This is a genomic window from Parabacteroides chongii, assembly GCF_029581355.1.
Classification (GTDB): domain Bacteria; phylum Bacteroidota; class Bacteroidia; order Bacteroidales; family Tannerellaceae; genus Parabacteroides; species Parabacteroides chongii.
The window spans coordinates 3,728,372-3,743,002 of the sequence record NZ_CP120849.1 but is presented as its reverse complement, the minus strand read 5'-3'; the positions used below and the strand labels follow the sequence as shown (position 1 = coordinate 3,743,002).

Annotated in this window: 12 protein-coding genes; 6 read left to right on the top strand and 6 right to left on the bottom strand. The window is 44.4% G+C overall.

Annotated elements, in window-relative coordinates; genetic code table 11:
- Nucleotides 1–12 precede the first annotated feature (12 nt).
- Complete coding sequence (locus P3L47_RS13980) at nucleotides 13–1,923, top strand: SusD/RagB family nutrient-binding outer membrane lipoprotein (RefSeq protein ID WP_277781187.1); 1,911 nt, start codon at nucleotides 13–15, stop codon at nucleotides 1,921–1,923.
- A 98-nt stretch (nucleotides 1,924–2,021) separates the two neighbouring features.
- Here the strand turns inward: P3L47_RS13980 and P3L47_RS13975 are convergent, their stop codons facing one another.
- Complete coding sequence (locus P3L47_RS13975; protein ID WP_122362560.1) at nucleotides 2,022–2,678, bottom strand: HU family DNA-binding protein; 657 nt, start codon at nucleotides 2,676–2,678, stop codon at nucleotides 2,022–2,024.
- Between the two features lie 319 nt (nucleotides 2,679–2,997).
- On the opposite strand from P3L47_RS13975, the gene P3L47_RS13970 reads away from it, so the two are divergent.
- The 5 genes from P3L47_RS13970 to P3L47_RS13950 all read left to right on the top strand — a co-directional run bounded on the left by P3L47_RS13970 (nucleotide 2,998) and on the right by P3L47_RS13950 (nucleotide 11,055).
- Entirely contained in the window at nucleotides 2,998–4,089 is a 1,092-nt protein-coding gene (locus P3L47_RS13970) for a BT4734/BF3469 family protein (RefSeq protein ID WP_277781186.1), read from the top strand.
- On the top strand, nucleotides 4,086–4,550 hold the full coding sequence (locus tag P3L47_RS13965) for a DUF3874 domain-containing protein (RefSeq protein WP_277781185.1): 465 nt from the start codon (nucleotides 4,086–4,088) through the stop codon (nucleotides 4,548–4,550). Before P3L47_RS13970 ends, P3L47_RS13965 begins: the two co-directional genes overlap by 4 nt.
- Before the next feature lie 436 nt (nucleotides 4,551–4,986).
- Nucleotides 4,987–8,412 carry a SusC/RagA family TonB-linked outer membrane protein gene (locus P3L47_RS13960; RefSeq protein WP_277781184.1) on the top strand — a complete coding sequence of 1,142 codons (3,426 nt, stop codon included), beginning with the start codon at nucleotides 4,987–4,989 and terminating at the stop codon, nucleotides 8,410–8,412.
- A 31-nt stretch (nucleotides 8,413–8,443) separates the two neighbouring features.
- Complete coding sequence (locus P3L47_RS13955; protein WP_122362564.1) at nucleotides 8,444–10,348, top strand: SusD/RagB family nutrient-binding outer membrane lipoprotein; 1,905 nt, start codon at nucleotides 8,444–8,446, stop codon at nucleotides 10,346–10,348.
- A gap of 68 nt (nucleotides 10,349–10,416) precedes the next feature.
- Nucleotides 10,417–11,055 carry a hypothetical protein gene (locus tag P3L47_RS13950; protein ID WP_277781183.1) on the top strand — a complete coding sequence of 213 codons (639 nt, stop codon included), beginning with the start codon at nucleotides 10,417–10,419 and terminating at the stop codon, nucleotides 11,053–11,055.
- A 74-nt stretch (nucleotides 11,056–11,129) separates the two neighbouring features.
- Here P3L47_RS13950 and P3L47_RS13945 read toward each other — a convergent pair whose 3' ends face one another.
- From P3L47_RS13945 to P3L47_RS13925, 5 genes are all read right to left on the bottom strand, one after another.
- Entirely contained in the window at nucleotides 11,130–11,672 is a 543-nt protein-coding gene (locus P3L47_RS13945) for an FKBP-type peptidyl-prolyl cis-trans isomerase (protein ID WP_277781182.1), read from the bottom strand.
- Between the two features lie 27 nt (nucleotides 11,673–11,699).
- Nucleotides 11,700–12,698 carry a M28 family metallopeptidase gene (locus tag P3L47_RS13940; protein WP_277781181.1) on the bottom strand — a complete coding sequence of 333 codons (999 nt, stop codon included), beginning with the start codon at nucleotides 12,696–12,698 and terminating at the stop codon, nucleotides 11,700–11,702.
- A gap of 194 nt (nucleotides 12,699–12,892) precedes the next feature.
- A complete protein-coding gene (locus P3L47_RS13935; protein ID WP_165359927.1) occupies nucleotides 12,893–13,051 on the bottom strand; it encodes a hypothetical protein in 159 nt (52 codons plus the stop codon).
- Nucleotides 13,052–13,231: 180 nt separating this feature from the next.
- Nucleotides 13,232–13,783, bottom strand: coding sequence for a beta-class carbonic anhydrase (locus tag P3L47_RS13930; protein WP_277781180.1), 552 nt, complete (start codon nucleotides 13,781–13,783; stop codon nucleotides 13,232–13,234).
- Nucleotides 13,784–13,816: 33 nt separating this feature from the next.
- Nucleotides 13,817–14,590, bottom strand: a complete 774-nt coding sequence (locus P3L47_RS13925) for a Cof-type HAD-IIB family hydrolase (RefSeq protein ID WP_277781179.1) — start codon at nucleotides 14,588–14,590, stop codon at nucleotides 13,817–13,819.
- Nucleotides 14,591–14,631: the final 41 nt, after the last annotated feature.

The following is a 14,631-nucleotide window of genomic DNA, read 5'->3' as shown; positions in this document are numbered from 1 at the left end:
GGTAATAAGAATATGAAAAAGATAAATAATTCAAAAAAAATATTGGTTGCTGCTTTGATGGGGGTGACCGCACTCACAAGTAGCTGCCGGGATGATTTTGCGGATATCAACTCAAGCCCGTCACAGGTTACGACAGCAGAACCGACCTACCTGTTTGCCCAGGCAGTATTGAAGTTTGAGCCATCCGGATATTTATATTGGTTCTATAACGCCCCGATGATGTATTCATGGGCACAGATGGCAACACCGACCAACGGATTCACTTCTACCTTTACAACAACGACGGCGACCGGACAACAGGGTACACAGTATCTGGAAACACTGAAATACGTACGCGACCTGGAGCACTACCGTTCAACGCTGAGTGAAGAAGATGCCGCTAAATATGCAAACATCGCCGCCTGCCTGGATGTCCTGACTGCTTATTTAGGCATTTTCGATACAGATATGTATGGAGATACACCCTTTACTGAAGCAGCAAGGGCCATTCACGGAGGTACATTGACACCGGCTTACGACACCATCGAAAGTTTGTACGACCTGTGGCTGACTCAGCTGGATGCAGCCATCAATACACTGACAACAGCGACCAATCAGATCGAGTTATCGACACAGGATGTAGTCTTCAACGGAGATGTTGCCAAATGGGCTAAGTTGGCCAACACACTGAAACTTCGTATTGCATCCCGCCTGATCTCACAGAATAAATCACGTGCATTGGAAATAGCACAACAGGTTACATCTGCTTCCTGCGGCTATATCGACAGTGCCAATGACGCGATGTTGTTCAACAAGGCTATGACGAATACAAGCTCTAACGACTATGTTTACCACTGGAGTAACGGCTTCCTGGAATCAACTGCCGGTAGTCAGCGCGTACTCGATTTCATGCTTGAAAACAAAGACCCCCGCGTTCGTTTCTGCTATAGTAAAAATGAATGGAACTCCATGATTATACAAGCTTTCTACGATCAGAAAAGAGAAATTCCATCTTACGTAGAAAAGAATGTTGAATATACGACAGATGCAAACGGCAAGAAAACATTCGTAAAATGGAAAGGCATGGGTGAACCCTGGGTTCGTTACTACGGTATACCGGTAGAATTCAACGCACAGGACAATGCTGCTTTATACGGAGATTACTTCAAGCCTGAAACACGTTTCAGACTGACAGAAGAAGGCGGTACGGCTAGTAAATATTATACGCCTTATTCTATGTTCCAGCGTCAGATGGTTATCGGTCGTAACTATAACTTTACCATGCCGACACCTCCGGGCGGACCGGTTATCGAAAGAAAAGAGGACCGTCCCTGGTATGGCTTATACTTCGGTGCCGCCGAAGCAAACTTGTTCCTGGCTGAATTTAAACTGTTGGGTGCAAACCTGCCTCAATCTGCCGAATATTATTACAACCGTGGTGTCAGATTCTCTGTAGAAGAATATGATAAACTGGCTGAACTGAACCAGATTGCTTATTATGGTACAACCTACGATTACGACCCGCATGAAGTCTCCATTGAACTGAAAGACGGCGAAATCGATACCATGATGGAGAATGAAGATTATAAACTGACAGGAAATGCAGCAGAACAATTAGAAAAAGTGTATATCCAGCAAATGCTGAATTATACGCTTTATCCGGATGAACTGTACGTAACAGCCCGTCGTTCAGGTTTACCCAAATTCGGATCGAATCTGATTTCACGTGAAAACTTCTCATTGGTACCGGTGACAAATATTCCTCGCCGACTGGATACAGACCTTCCTCTGGAAACAGACTTGATGTATAAAAACAAAGTAGAAGCATTCCAGCGCCAGGGCTTCACTCCTACCGCTGCCGGTCCGAACGGTCCGACTTTGAATGCCGAACGTGTATGGCAAGACAAGGGAGCTCCTCAATGGGGAGAAGGTCCGAAAGAATAAGGTTCACCTGTTTCTTGGATAACAGAAACAGTCCGATATTCAATCTATAGAAAGGTGACGCTGTCTTGTCGGGACGGCGTCACCTTTTCTTTTATGCTTCACCGGTTTTCTTCCTCTCCTATATTCGACTCCACCACCAGCGTATCCGGTAGTTCCACCGGCTCCGGTCGCCGGGTATAGATGCACATCCGTCGGGTCCCGTCCTCTATCAGAACACCGTCAGCCACAAATTGTCGGAGTTCTTTCCGCGCCATATATTGCGTGCAGCCATTCAATCCCTGATATGCCAGGGTCGTGATATAAGCATGACGTTCCAAATAGTGTAACAATCGTCTCTCCTTCTCCTCCAGTGAGAAGTCGGTCTTTTTAGGTTCCCGGTAACGCTCCAGATGCATCGTCTTCAACTCCCACTTCAACTGAGCACAACAACGGAAATTCACATTCTTGAAATGTACCGATTCACTGCGTAGCTCTTTCTTGTCTTCAACCGGACGCGATTGAAGGGAGACACTGAAATAACCGATCCCATCGAGATTCACATTATATCCCTCCTTCAATTTTTCCTTCAACAGATCGGCGATCAGCCGGACCGCCCCCTTCAAGTCCCCTCCGGTATAGGTGGAACGTGAAGAAGCCTCCTTGATCAAATGATCCGTACTCACTGTATCCCAAGGTATTATACGAGGATGCAATACGACTTTTTTCCCTGAACCCTTTTTCGGCGGGTTCTTCTCCATTTTGTAAACTGCTGTCATACTAGTGAACTTTTATCATTCGTACTATATACTTTTAAGGCTAAAGAAGTGACTCATTAAGTTTTCGACCCGGGCCAACCATATATTCGACCTGGGTCGAACTTCAATTTGACCTAGGTCAACTATATGTTTACCCCTGGTCGAACAGTTAAGAACATATGACCAAAGATACAAAATATAAGTACATAAACAACAGCTCTCCCCTTTATTTACAACAGATGAAATAAATGCAATATGCTTGATAATGATCGGCCCCAACATGCTTCAAACCGACACTCCGGCACTTACCTTTGAGAAAAAATCAATAAAAAAAAAGCCTATGAAAACAACATTATTCAGTGCCAACATGAAAGCACAACGAACTATCGGAATGGAAAAACTGATCGAACTGATCAGAAACGGGTACAAAGCAAAGCAGGTGACAGCCCTGCGCGAAGAGCTATGCCACACCCGACACGGGGTTTCCGTCAAACAAGCCAACCGGATACCGGTGGTCTACTTCTGTTCTACTTTCAGAAAGCAAGAAAAGAAGTTGGTGAGAAAAGAATACAACGGGTTAATTCTGCTTAAAATAAATAATCTGACCAACCGTAATGAAGCGGAAAAGGTACGCCGGCAGGTTTCCGCTTCTTTGCAAACGATGATCGCCTTTATCGGTTCGGGCGGGAAAAGTGTCAAAATCGTTATACCTTTCAGATTACCGGATAATACTGTCCCTCAGAATGATACCTTGATCCGATTCTTCCATGAAGAAGCATATAACAGGGCTTCCGCTTACTACAGGGAAACCTTGCAACAGGATATCGCCGTCGAAGAAAACGAATTGGATGCAGCCTGCCGCCTCTCTTTCGATCCGGATATTTATTACAATCCGGACGCACTGCCTATCCGGATCGAACAACCATGGAAGCTACCGGAAAAGCTACCCGTATCTACCCTGGAGCATACCGTAAAAGACCCGTTGCAGCGGCTCGCTCCCGGTCATGAACGAAGCCGCATCATCTCACTGCTCTTCGAAAATTCATTGCAGCAAGCGATGGAGACAAGCGGCTACCGCAGGGAAGAAAAAGACATCAAGCCTTTTCTGACCTGCCTGGCCGAAAATTGCTTCCGCAGCGGTATACCGGAAGAAGAAGTAATCAAATGGCTCCTCATCCATTCTCATTTCCGGATCTTTGAAACGGAGATACGGACTACGATCCGGAATGTTTACCGACTTTCTTCCGGTTTCGGTAGAAAGCCCTGCATCCGCCCGGAACAGGCACTGGCCATGCAGACGGATGAATTTATGAAACGGAGGTATGAGTTCAGATACAACCTCCTGAAAGAGGATGTCGAATACCGCGAAATATCCTGCAAAAACCGGTCATCAATGCCCGCCGGCCTTACAAGCGCAGTGTCCAGTCGATGAAGAGATACGCCTCTTTCATTGCGACCTCCAACAATGCAGACCTACTGAGCGACCCGACCGGAAGCCGCCGTTTCATCTGTATCGAACTGAACGGGACTATCGATCACAGCCTGTCGGTTAATCATAGCCAGCTGTATGCCCAGGCGGCTGCCGCATTACGTACTAACGAACGGTATTGGTTCACATCCGACGAAGAGACAGCCATTATCCGCAATAACCACCAGTTCCAGCAGATCCCGATTGAAGAACAGCTCTTCTTCCAGTATTTCCGACAGCCGGAGGTCGGAGAAAAGGGCGAACTTCTTCCTGCCGCTGAAATATTAAGGCGGATCGAACAACGCAGCAAAATAAAAACGGGTATCCGCAATATGGCTTTGTTCGGACGAATACTGCTAAAAAACAATGTGACCAAAAAACATACCAAAACAGGCAATTACTATCATGTGACAGAGCTTTTATAAAACAAGAGGGGTGACGCTGCTTTCTACCAGGGCGTCACCACCTATTTCACTATATTACAAGACATTAAAACCACTTCATTAAAGGGTGACGCCCAATTAAGTAAAATTTATATAAATAGTGAAAATCCGGACGTTGCCTCTTCTCCCAAAAATCGTTTAATAAATATTTACTAAACAAAATGTTCTCAAAAGCTGCAAAAAAGGTATGAACAGCGCTTGTTTTAAATGCAAATAAGTGTTTAATAATTTTACGTAAGCATTGAAATTCAGCTATTTAAATTGTTAATATCACCATTGTTCTTTTAGAACTATGAGGATCACTAATGATTTTTTTACACAGACGTTAAATTACATAGCTTAATACATTATTATCATTTTAAATAAAGAAGTGCTTATTCGCCAAAATAACACTTCAGTAATCTAAAAACTATCAATTATGTTGAAAAACTTAAAGCCTGTCAGCTTAATTCTGATCGCTGGCGCACTCGGTTTCTCCGGAAGCGCATATGCAGATCTGATGCCAAGTAAGCAAAGTTCCGGGATTACCCAACAGAATGGGAAAGTCACCGGAGTAGTAGAGGACAACTTCGGCCCCGTTGCCGGAGCCTCTATCGTTGTGAAAGGAACCACTAATGGTACAATTACCGACGTGAATGGTAATTTTACACTGGAAAACGTACAAAACGGAGCCACTATCCAGGTCTCGTTTATCGGCTACGCCTCACAGGACATCCGGTATACCGGACAGCCCTCCCTACGCGTGTCGTTAAAGGAAGATTCACAAGCTCTGGATGAAGTGGTTGTTACCGCTTTGGGTATGAAACGCGAAACGAAAGCATTGGGATATGCCGTTACCGAATTGAAAGGTGAAGAATTGCTGAACAACGCAATCAACCCGGTTTCTGCTTTACAGGGTAAAGTGGCTGGGGTTGAAATTGCCGGTTCTGACGGTGGTATGTTCGGTGCGACCAAGATTCAGATCCGTGGTGCATCTACACTGGGTAAAAACAACCAGCCTATTTATGTAGTAGACGGTATTATCCTGGATAACGCCATCCGCGACGGTGATGCAGACTGGAATGCCAACAACTACGACTACGGTAATGAGCTGAAGAACCTGAACCCGGATGACTTTGAAACGGTATCTGTACTGAAAGGTGCAGCCGCTACCGCCCTGTATGGTTCACGCGGTTTGAACGGCGCGGTCGTTATCACGACAAAATCGGGTAAAGGCAAGCAGGGTATCGGTGTGAATGTTTCACAGACATTCGGTATCGACCATATGTTCAAACAACCGAAGTTACAGAACAAGTACGGACGCGGACAGTACACAGGTAATGTCAGTTATGGTGAGACGGATGCCAGCGGCAACTACTACCTGTACGACAACATCGGCCAGTTCTATCTGAACTCAGCAGGTAATCATACCCTTACCGGTGGAACAGGTCGTCATTGGGGACCGGCGTTCGACGGAAGCAGCATTGAAAACTATGACTATTCAACTATCGCCTATAGCCCGGTAGAGAATAACTTTAAAGATGCGTACAATTTGGGATTCAACAGCAATACCAACGTATCTGTCAGCGGTAGCAGCGAAAAGACCTCTTTCTATACTTCTCTGTCTTATAAGTATGCAAGCGGTACACTGCCGAACAACAGCTTCGACCGTACATCGTTCCTGGCTAAAGCATCGCACAAGGTAACCGACAAGATTGAGGTGGAAGCATCCATCGCCTTCGCCAATTCAAATCCAAAGAACGCACAGCCGAATATCGGAGAGTTGTTCGTAGACGGTACCTGGGGACGTACGTATGATACCCAGTATTTCCGCAAACGCTACAAAGGTACTCACGGAGGTCAGGCCAATTCCGGCTATGGTGACGAATATGGTAATAACCCGGGAAGAGGTACCTGGTGGAATATCTACGAAAACGACTATCGTCAGAAAGAGACTTCCGTACGTCCGACATTGGTATTGAACGTGGAGCTGACCGACTGGATGAAATTCCGCGCGGAAGGTAACTACAACTATTACTACAGACGTTATGAAGAGAAACAGCCGGGAACAGACTATGCAAACAAGCGAAGCGGTTATTACGGAATGGGACTCTACTCGAAAGAACAGACCAACCTGAATGCTGCATTTACATTCAACAAGAGCGTAGGTGATTTCACATTCGGCGGGTTTATCCGCGGTGAGTATTACAACAATATACAACAGACTATGGCTGAAAATACAAACGGTGGTCTGGTTGTTCCTAACCAGTATTTTATTGCCAACTCTATCAATACACCGTCTTACAGCGGTAAGATAGAAGGGGAAAAACGTATGTTGTCCATATCCTTCCAGGCAAGTGCAAGCTGGAGAGATCAGTTATTCCTGGATGTGACCGGACGTAACGACTGGTCGTCTGCCCTGGTTTATTCGGATACACATGGTAACTACTCCTATTTCTATCCGTCTATTTCGGCCTCCTGGCTGGCTCACGAAACGTTCCGCGAACAGCTTCCGGAATGGATCTCTTTCGCCAAACTGCGCGGATCATGGGCACAGGTAGGTAATGACACGGATGCTTATACAATCAATTCGGCTTATTCATTATTGACAGCCCAGCTGCAAGGTGGTGGCAACGTATACGCGCTGAGCATCCCATCAACGGCTTATTCCACAAATCTGAAACCTGAACGTAAGAACGCTTGGGAGATCGGTTTGGACTGGCGTTTCCTGAATAATCGTATCGGTATCGACATGACTTATTATAAGGAAAATACAAAAGACCAGATCATGTCGATCAGCGTTCCGGGTATCTCCGGTATCAGCAGCCAGTATATCAATGCGGGTAATATCGAAAACAAGGGGTTGGAAATTGCCTTGAACACGACACCGTTCAAAAACAAAGACTGGCAGTGGGATTTGAACTTCACATACACCAAGAACAACAACAAAATCGTTGAACTGCACCCGAACGTAGCCGATTATATCACGTTGAGTGGTGAGGTGGCTTACGGTAATTACCGTGTCGGTTCAGTTGCCAAGGTGGGTGAATCTTACGGGGTATTGATGAGTGACTCGAAAGCCAAGATCGACGAAAAGACCGGTCTGCCTATATTGAACGCGACTTCTTATTACGGTGGCGACAGAGGTATGCATGCCATGTACTACCAGCGTAGCGGCGAAGCAGAAAAAATCGGTTCGATGGTTCCCGACTTCCTGGGTTCCGTAAGTACTTCGCTTACGTATAAGAACTGGAGCCTGCGCGCTTTGTTTGATATGCGCTTCGGCGGTTATGTTGCGTCTTATGCAAACCGTTATGGTCTGGCATACGGCTTCACGGAAAGCTCTCTGAAATGGCGTGACGCAGAAAACGGCGGTATGAGCTATACTTCCATCTGGGACGGCCAGCAGTATAACGACGGCTTAATCCCTGTTGGTCTGATCGAAGGCGGAACATCTATTCCTCTGCCGAACGGAAGTTCTTATACGGTAGCCGACGGTGGCGAAACCTACCAGGCGCTGTACGACCAGGGACTTGTTGACCCGCAACACGCTTCGGCATGGCATTACTGGAACAATGCATGGGGAACAGGTACAGTAAACGACGACTGGGTGAAGAAACTAAACTACATCGCAGTACGTGAAATCACCGTATCCTACAGAATGCCTAACAAGATTGCGCATAAATTGGGTGCACAGCATCTGAACCTGTCGGTGTCCGGACGTAACCTGGGCTACCTGCTGAACACGATGCCGAATAAGATCAATCCGGAATCTGTCCGCGGTACATCTGCTTCCGAGTTCCGTATCCGTTCTTTCAACGGCTTGACTGCTAACTACACATTTACTATTAATGTCGGATTCTAAACTAAACAAGAAACTTTAAATTAATTGAAATATGAACAAATATAGTAATATATTAATGGGATTCGGCCTGGGTGTAGCCTTAGTGTGCACGACCGGATGCCGTGACGATTTCGCAGATATCAACTCCAGCCCTTCGCAGGTGACTGTGGGTGATCCCTCCTATCTGTTTGCAATGGCTGTGATGGATTTCGATCCGTTTGATTACACCTACTGGTTCTACGACGCACCGATGCTGACATCATGGACGCAGATGGCGGTACCGACAGGCAGCTTCACGGAAAGTTCTGCACTGACAACCGTTACCGGTGGCGTTAATTATGTGAGAGTATTGAAACTGGCTCACGAAATTACCTACTTGCGCTCCAACATGAGCGAAGAAGATGCAGCCAAACATGCGACAACAGCCGCTTGTGTGGATGTGCTTACAGCCTATCTGGCTCTTTCCAGCAGTGATATCAACGGGGATATTCAGTTTACGGAAGCGGGTAATGCCCTGCATGGCGGTACGCTGACTCCGGCTTACGACAGAATCGCCGACTTGTACACCTTGTGGCTGAGTCAGCTGGACAATGCCATCACCGTATTCACTACGGCTTCTGCTACCGAGCAGATTTTTGAAAGCGAACAGGATATTGTCTTCAAAGGTGACCGTGCCAAGTGGGCAAAAGCGGCCAATTCAATGAAACTGAAAATCGCAGCCCGTCTGATTTCTCAAGATAAGGCACGCGCACTGACGATTGCTTCGGAAGTGGCCAATGCCTCTTGTGGCTATATCGACTCTTTGGCTGATGCCATGCTGTTCAATAAAGGTATCGTAAACTCAAGCAATAATGATTACATTTACCACTGGAGCAACGGCTTTATGGATGGAATGGCTTCCAATCAGCGCATAGTCAATTTCATGCTTAAAAACAAAGACCCTCGCGTTCGTTTCCAATACCGTAAAAACGACTGGAACTCTAAAATCGTTCAGGAATTCTACGATCAAGGCAAGGCGATTCCTTCTTATATCGAGGAAAACGTTGAATATACAACCACTGGCGGAAAGAAAACATTCGTGAGATGGAAAGGAATGGGCGAACCTTGGGTACGTTATTACGGTCTTCCGGTTGAATATAATGCCAGCAATAATACAGCTGTCTACGGTGAATGGTTTGACTATAGCAACCGCTACAAAATTACTGACGAAAACGGTCAAAGTGCAAAAACGTATCGCCCCTACTCCATGTATCAGCATCAAATGGTTATCGGACGTAACTATAACTTTACAATGCCGACTCCTCCGGGCGGTCCTGTAATCACTAAAAACGACAGCCGTCCCTGGTACGGACTGTACTTAGGCGGTGGTGAGGTAAACCTGTATCTGGCAGAGTTCAAATTATTGGGAGCCAACCTGCCTGGTACGGCTGAAAGCTATTTCACACAGGGTGTCAAACTGTCTGTTCAGGAATACGATAAAGCAGCTGAATTAAACCAGATTGCTTACTATGGTACTACGTACGATTATGACCCGAACGAAGTTTCCATCGAACTGAAAAGCGGAGAGATCGAAGCGATGCTGGCATCAGCCGATTATCAGCTGACCGGTTCAACCAGCGAACAACTGGAAAAAGTATACTTGCAGCAGTTGATCAACTTCACCATGTATCCTTATGACCAGTTTGTTACAGCCCGCCGTTCAGGCTTGCCTAAATTCAATTCACAGTTTATCAGCCGTGAGAATTTTGCATCTATTCCTGTGACCAATTTCCCTCGTCGTTTCCAGACAGGTGTTCCTAACGAAACGAGCCAGTTGTATCAGATCCAGAGAGATGCCTATGCAGCACAGGGTTATACCATTACAGGTGCCGGCGATGCAAACACATCTATTCTGAACTCAGAACGTACCTGGCAGGATCAGGGTGCTCCGCAATGGGGTGAAGGACCAAAGAATTAATTCTTTTATTAATAACCGCGGAAGAGTAGTTACAGAATTGTAACTGCTCTTTCCCATATTCTACTACAATGAGAACATACCTGTTAATCACCATCCTGTGCTGTATAGCAACCGTAGGTAGTGTTAATGCACAGAAGAAACGTCAGATGCTTTTTGAAGATTACTCGAAAGGTGTCGTGTTAATGAAGAACAACTCCAAGACAATGGCAGAGCTTAACTACGATGCCGGCAATCAGAAGATGATGTTCAAAAACGGTTCGGAAGAAATGCTCCTTACCAACGTTGCCCAGATCGATACGGTCTATATTGGGAATGCCAGATTCATTCCGACCGGATCCGGTTTCTATGAGATACTGCAGATACCGAATGGTCTTATCGGTATAAACTGGTTGTTGAAGAATGCATCCCAGGGATATAAAAATGCTTTCGGCGTAACGCAACAGGCTAAAGTGGAAACTCTGAATACGAATCAGTTAAACTATAGCACTTACGAAAATCAATACACTGAAGTTTATAAACTCGCCAATCAGAATGAGTATTGTATTTTCCGTGATGGCACTCCGCTCAAATTCAAAAATAAGAAATCGCTATTAAAACTCTTTCCCGGCAAAGAGAACCTCATCGAAACTTATATCAAAGAGACGAAAACAGACATGAAGAATGCAAAGGATGTCATCACACTTGTTAATTACTGCCTGGGATTATAATCAGGTTAAATAAAAAACGGGTGACGCTACTTGCACACAGTGTCACCCGTTTTTTATTCTATATCGAATTCCAATTACTTAAACTCTTTCACTGTAAAAGTAAACTGAAGCGTTGAACACAAGGGTATATATGGATTGGAATAATTTTTTTCCCCGTATCCCAACTGATAAGGGATTATAGTTTCTACCCTCTCTCCTTTACGAATTTTTAGTAAAAGAGCAGATAAACCTTTAATAAGATTCGGACTATCCAAATCCAATTCTTCATCTATCGGATTTCCATCTTCGGTGCCCACGATAATCGTCTTTGAAACTGGAAGTATTCCCAACATAGAAACTTTTACTTTAGAATCTAAAGTCGGAAAAGAATCTACCTGGCCAGTTTCCAGTATACGATACAAGAGTGTGTCTTCTTCTACTACCAATCGGCTATACAACAATTGCCCATCATCTTCCAAGTACTCCTTTCTTTCCTGAAAATATTTCTGATTATCAGCAATCCATAATTTCTCTTCTTCCGTATGGGCCGGTATTGTTTTCCCATCGTCATCACTACAAGCCGGTAAACCGAGCATCATCACCACCACCCAACATAGGGCCACATAAATTGATTTCATTCTTTACTCACATGATTAAATTCAACATTAATATTTCTTTTCATTCGCCAGATTCCACATGTTAAGGAAAGAGGCTTTCGTTATATCGACAATCTTGTTCCAGTTAATCTTTTCGACATGGTCGCTTGGCATGTGATAGTCCGGATGGCCGTTGGTATGATACCAGATAATAGGTATCTCACGTTTGGCAAAAGAACCATTGTCGCTCCCTCCTACCGGCTTGTCCCAGGCATGATAGATCGGCTTCAGGTTCAGACCGTATTTCTTGATGTCATTCTTCAGCCAGTCGCCGAAAGCCTTGTTGGCTTCCGTATAGAAATAATCGACCTGTTCGGGAACTGATTCATTCGAGTTACGGCCGATCATATCATAGTTCAGATATCCCTTAATATCTTTCAGGAAAGAACAGTTCTGTACAAAATATTCGGAACCCAGCAATCCCTTTTCTTCCCCATCCCAAAAAGCAAAGATCACGGTACGTTCCGGTTGCTGGCCCGATGCCAGAAAAGCTTCCGCTACCTGCAGAACTGCCGATATGCCGGAAGCATTATCGTCGGCACCGTTATAAATCTGATCCCCCTCCAGCATCGGATCGAAACCCAGGTGATCATAGTGTGCTCCGATGATAACGTATTCATTCGGATTCTTTCCTTCTATCTTTCCCAGGATATTGCGCAAGGATAATTTCTGATGTACGCCTTGTTTCAACTGCGTGATCGAATCCGGATGCACTTGGAAACGTCCTCTCTTCTGACGTTCCTTATTATAAGCTTCAAAAGGCTGATAATAAGAATCATTCAAAGGGGCAATCCCCATGGTCTTCAGATTGGAAACGATATATTCAGCGGCAATACGTCCTCCCTGAAAACCGGCTTCACGCCCTTCCAGTTCATCACTGGCCAAAAAACCGATATATGCCTCAGCATTCTCTTTATTGATTACATTCAGTCCTTTTTCAATAGGCGACTGTGCCCAAAGGGTTGTAGATAGCATGACGGATGCTACAAATAAACCTGCTCTTTTCATCGTATGATTGTGTTTTATAGATTTGTTCCGTGCACAAAGATAGAAGATAAATTGAAGAATTGTAAGGGCTATAAAATAAAAAAAGGCTAATCTTCACTGATCTACCAGTGTCGAATGCCCATCTTTTGTCTCTCACCAGTCTTTAAAAGACTTTGGTGAAGAGAAAACATCTAATAATATACTAATCTTTTTGTTTAATTTTTTGCGTTAGCGCCCATTTCTTCTAATAGGCGGCGGATTTCAGCATTTACTCGCTGACTCATTGTACCATTTCTCATTGACTGATAACGATCAGCCTGATAACGCAACATCGCTAAAGCACGAAGATTTTCTTCATTTCTACTTGTCATCATAATCTTTACATTTTTATGTTTCCCACGCTTGGGAAACTTATTAATAATTAACCTAAACTCTAATCTTTTCTTTTTGTTTACAATGCAAAGATAGACACTTTATTTGAAACTATGCTATAAAACATATAAATAATTTCTATCTTTACATTTATTTAATTTATAGTCAGATCTTTTTAGATGCTAAACATTCTGTTTTACCTCCGTCAATTCGCCTGTAACAGAATCAATTACAAAGCCTCTAACCGTTACATCGGAGGGGATCAGCGGATGATTGACAACCTGGTTTACTGTATTCCTCACAGAGCCTTCAGACGAATCAAAACCATGCAGCCATTCTTTAAAGTCGACTCCGCAATAACGTATCATATCGATACGATCTGACGGAATACCCCGCTTCTTCATGGCTTCTATCATGGTATCGCTGTCCATATGTTGTGCCCCGCAATCCGAATGCCCGATGATCATGATCTCAGTAACTCCCAAATCATAAATGGCAACCAGCAGACTGCGTATCACACTACCAAACGGATGCGAGATAACAGCACCGGCATTCTTGATCACTTTCACATCACCATTCTTGACCCCCAGTGAGGCAGGAAGAAGTTCTGTCAGACGGGTATCCATACAGGATACGATCGCTATTTTCTTGTCCGGATACTTATTCGTGATAAACTTTTCGTATCCTTTGTTCTTTACGAACTCTTTATTAAATACTAGTAATTCGTCAATCATATGTTTACTTCTTAGTATAGAAACAACTTACGATCAGATAATGTTCAAATGTTTTAATGCTTTGAATATTCCGTCCTCATCGACAGAATCGGTTACATAGTCGGCATATTGTTTCACATCGTCCTCTGCATTGCCCATAGCCACTCCTATCCCGGCATGTTCAAGCATCGCCACATCGTTACCACCGTCACCGAATGCCACGCATTCGTTTAACGGTATCCTAAAATATTCCAGCATTTTATCGATCCCTATGCGCTTGCTGCTTCCGGCAGGCACCACATCTGTAAACAAAGGATTCCAGCGAGTGGATTCACAATGCGACAATATCGGCATGATCTTTTTTTCCTGGTCGGCAGTAAAGAAAGAGACAAGCTGGTAAACAGTCTCACCGCGTATCTCACTCATCGGGCGGATCGGCGGTTCCGGGAAGTTCAGCATATTGAATATCTCTTCTACTGTCTCATCTTTATAATTCATATAAATATCTTTCTCCCGGACAAAGGCACACGGGAAAGATTCTTCCGTCTCCATATACCGGATCAGGGCTTCGACATCCCGGTCAGGGATACTGTGCTTATAAATGACTTTATCACCAGCAAAACAATATCCACCGTTCAACGTTACATATCCGTCAAAGTTCAAATCGCCCAGATTATTTATGGAACTGAAATGCCGCCCCGTAGCTATAAAAACCTTAATACCCTTCTTTCTTAAAAGATCCAACGCTTCGATAGTAGATTGCGGTACTTCGTGAGTTTTAAAACTGACCAATGTTCCGTCTATATCGAAAAAAACTGCCTTAACCATACTTTTTATTATAACCTAAATTTGATACAAAGATACGAATA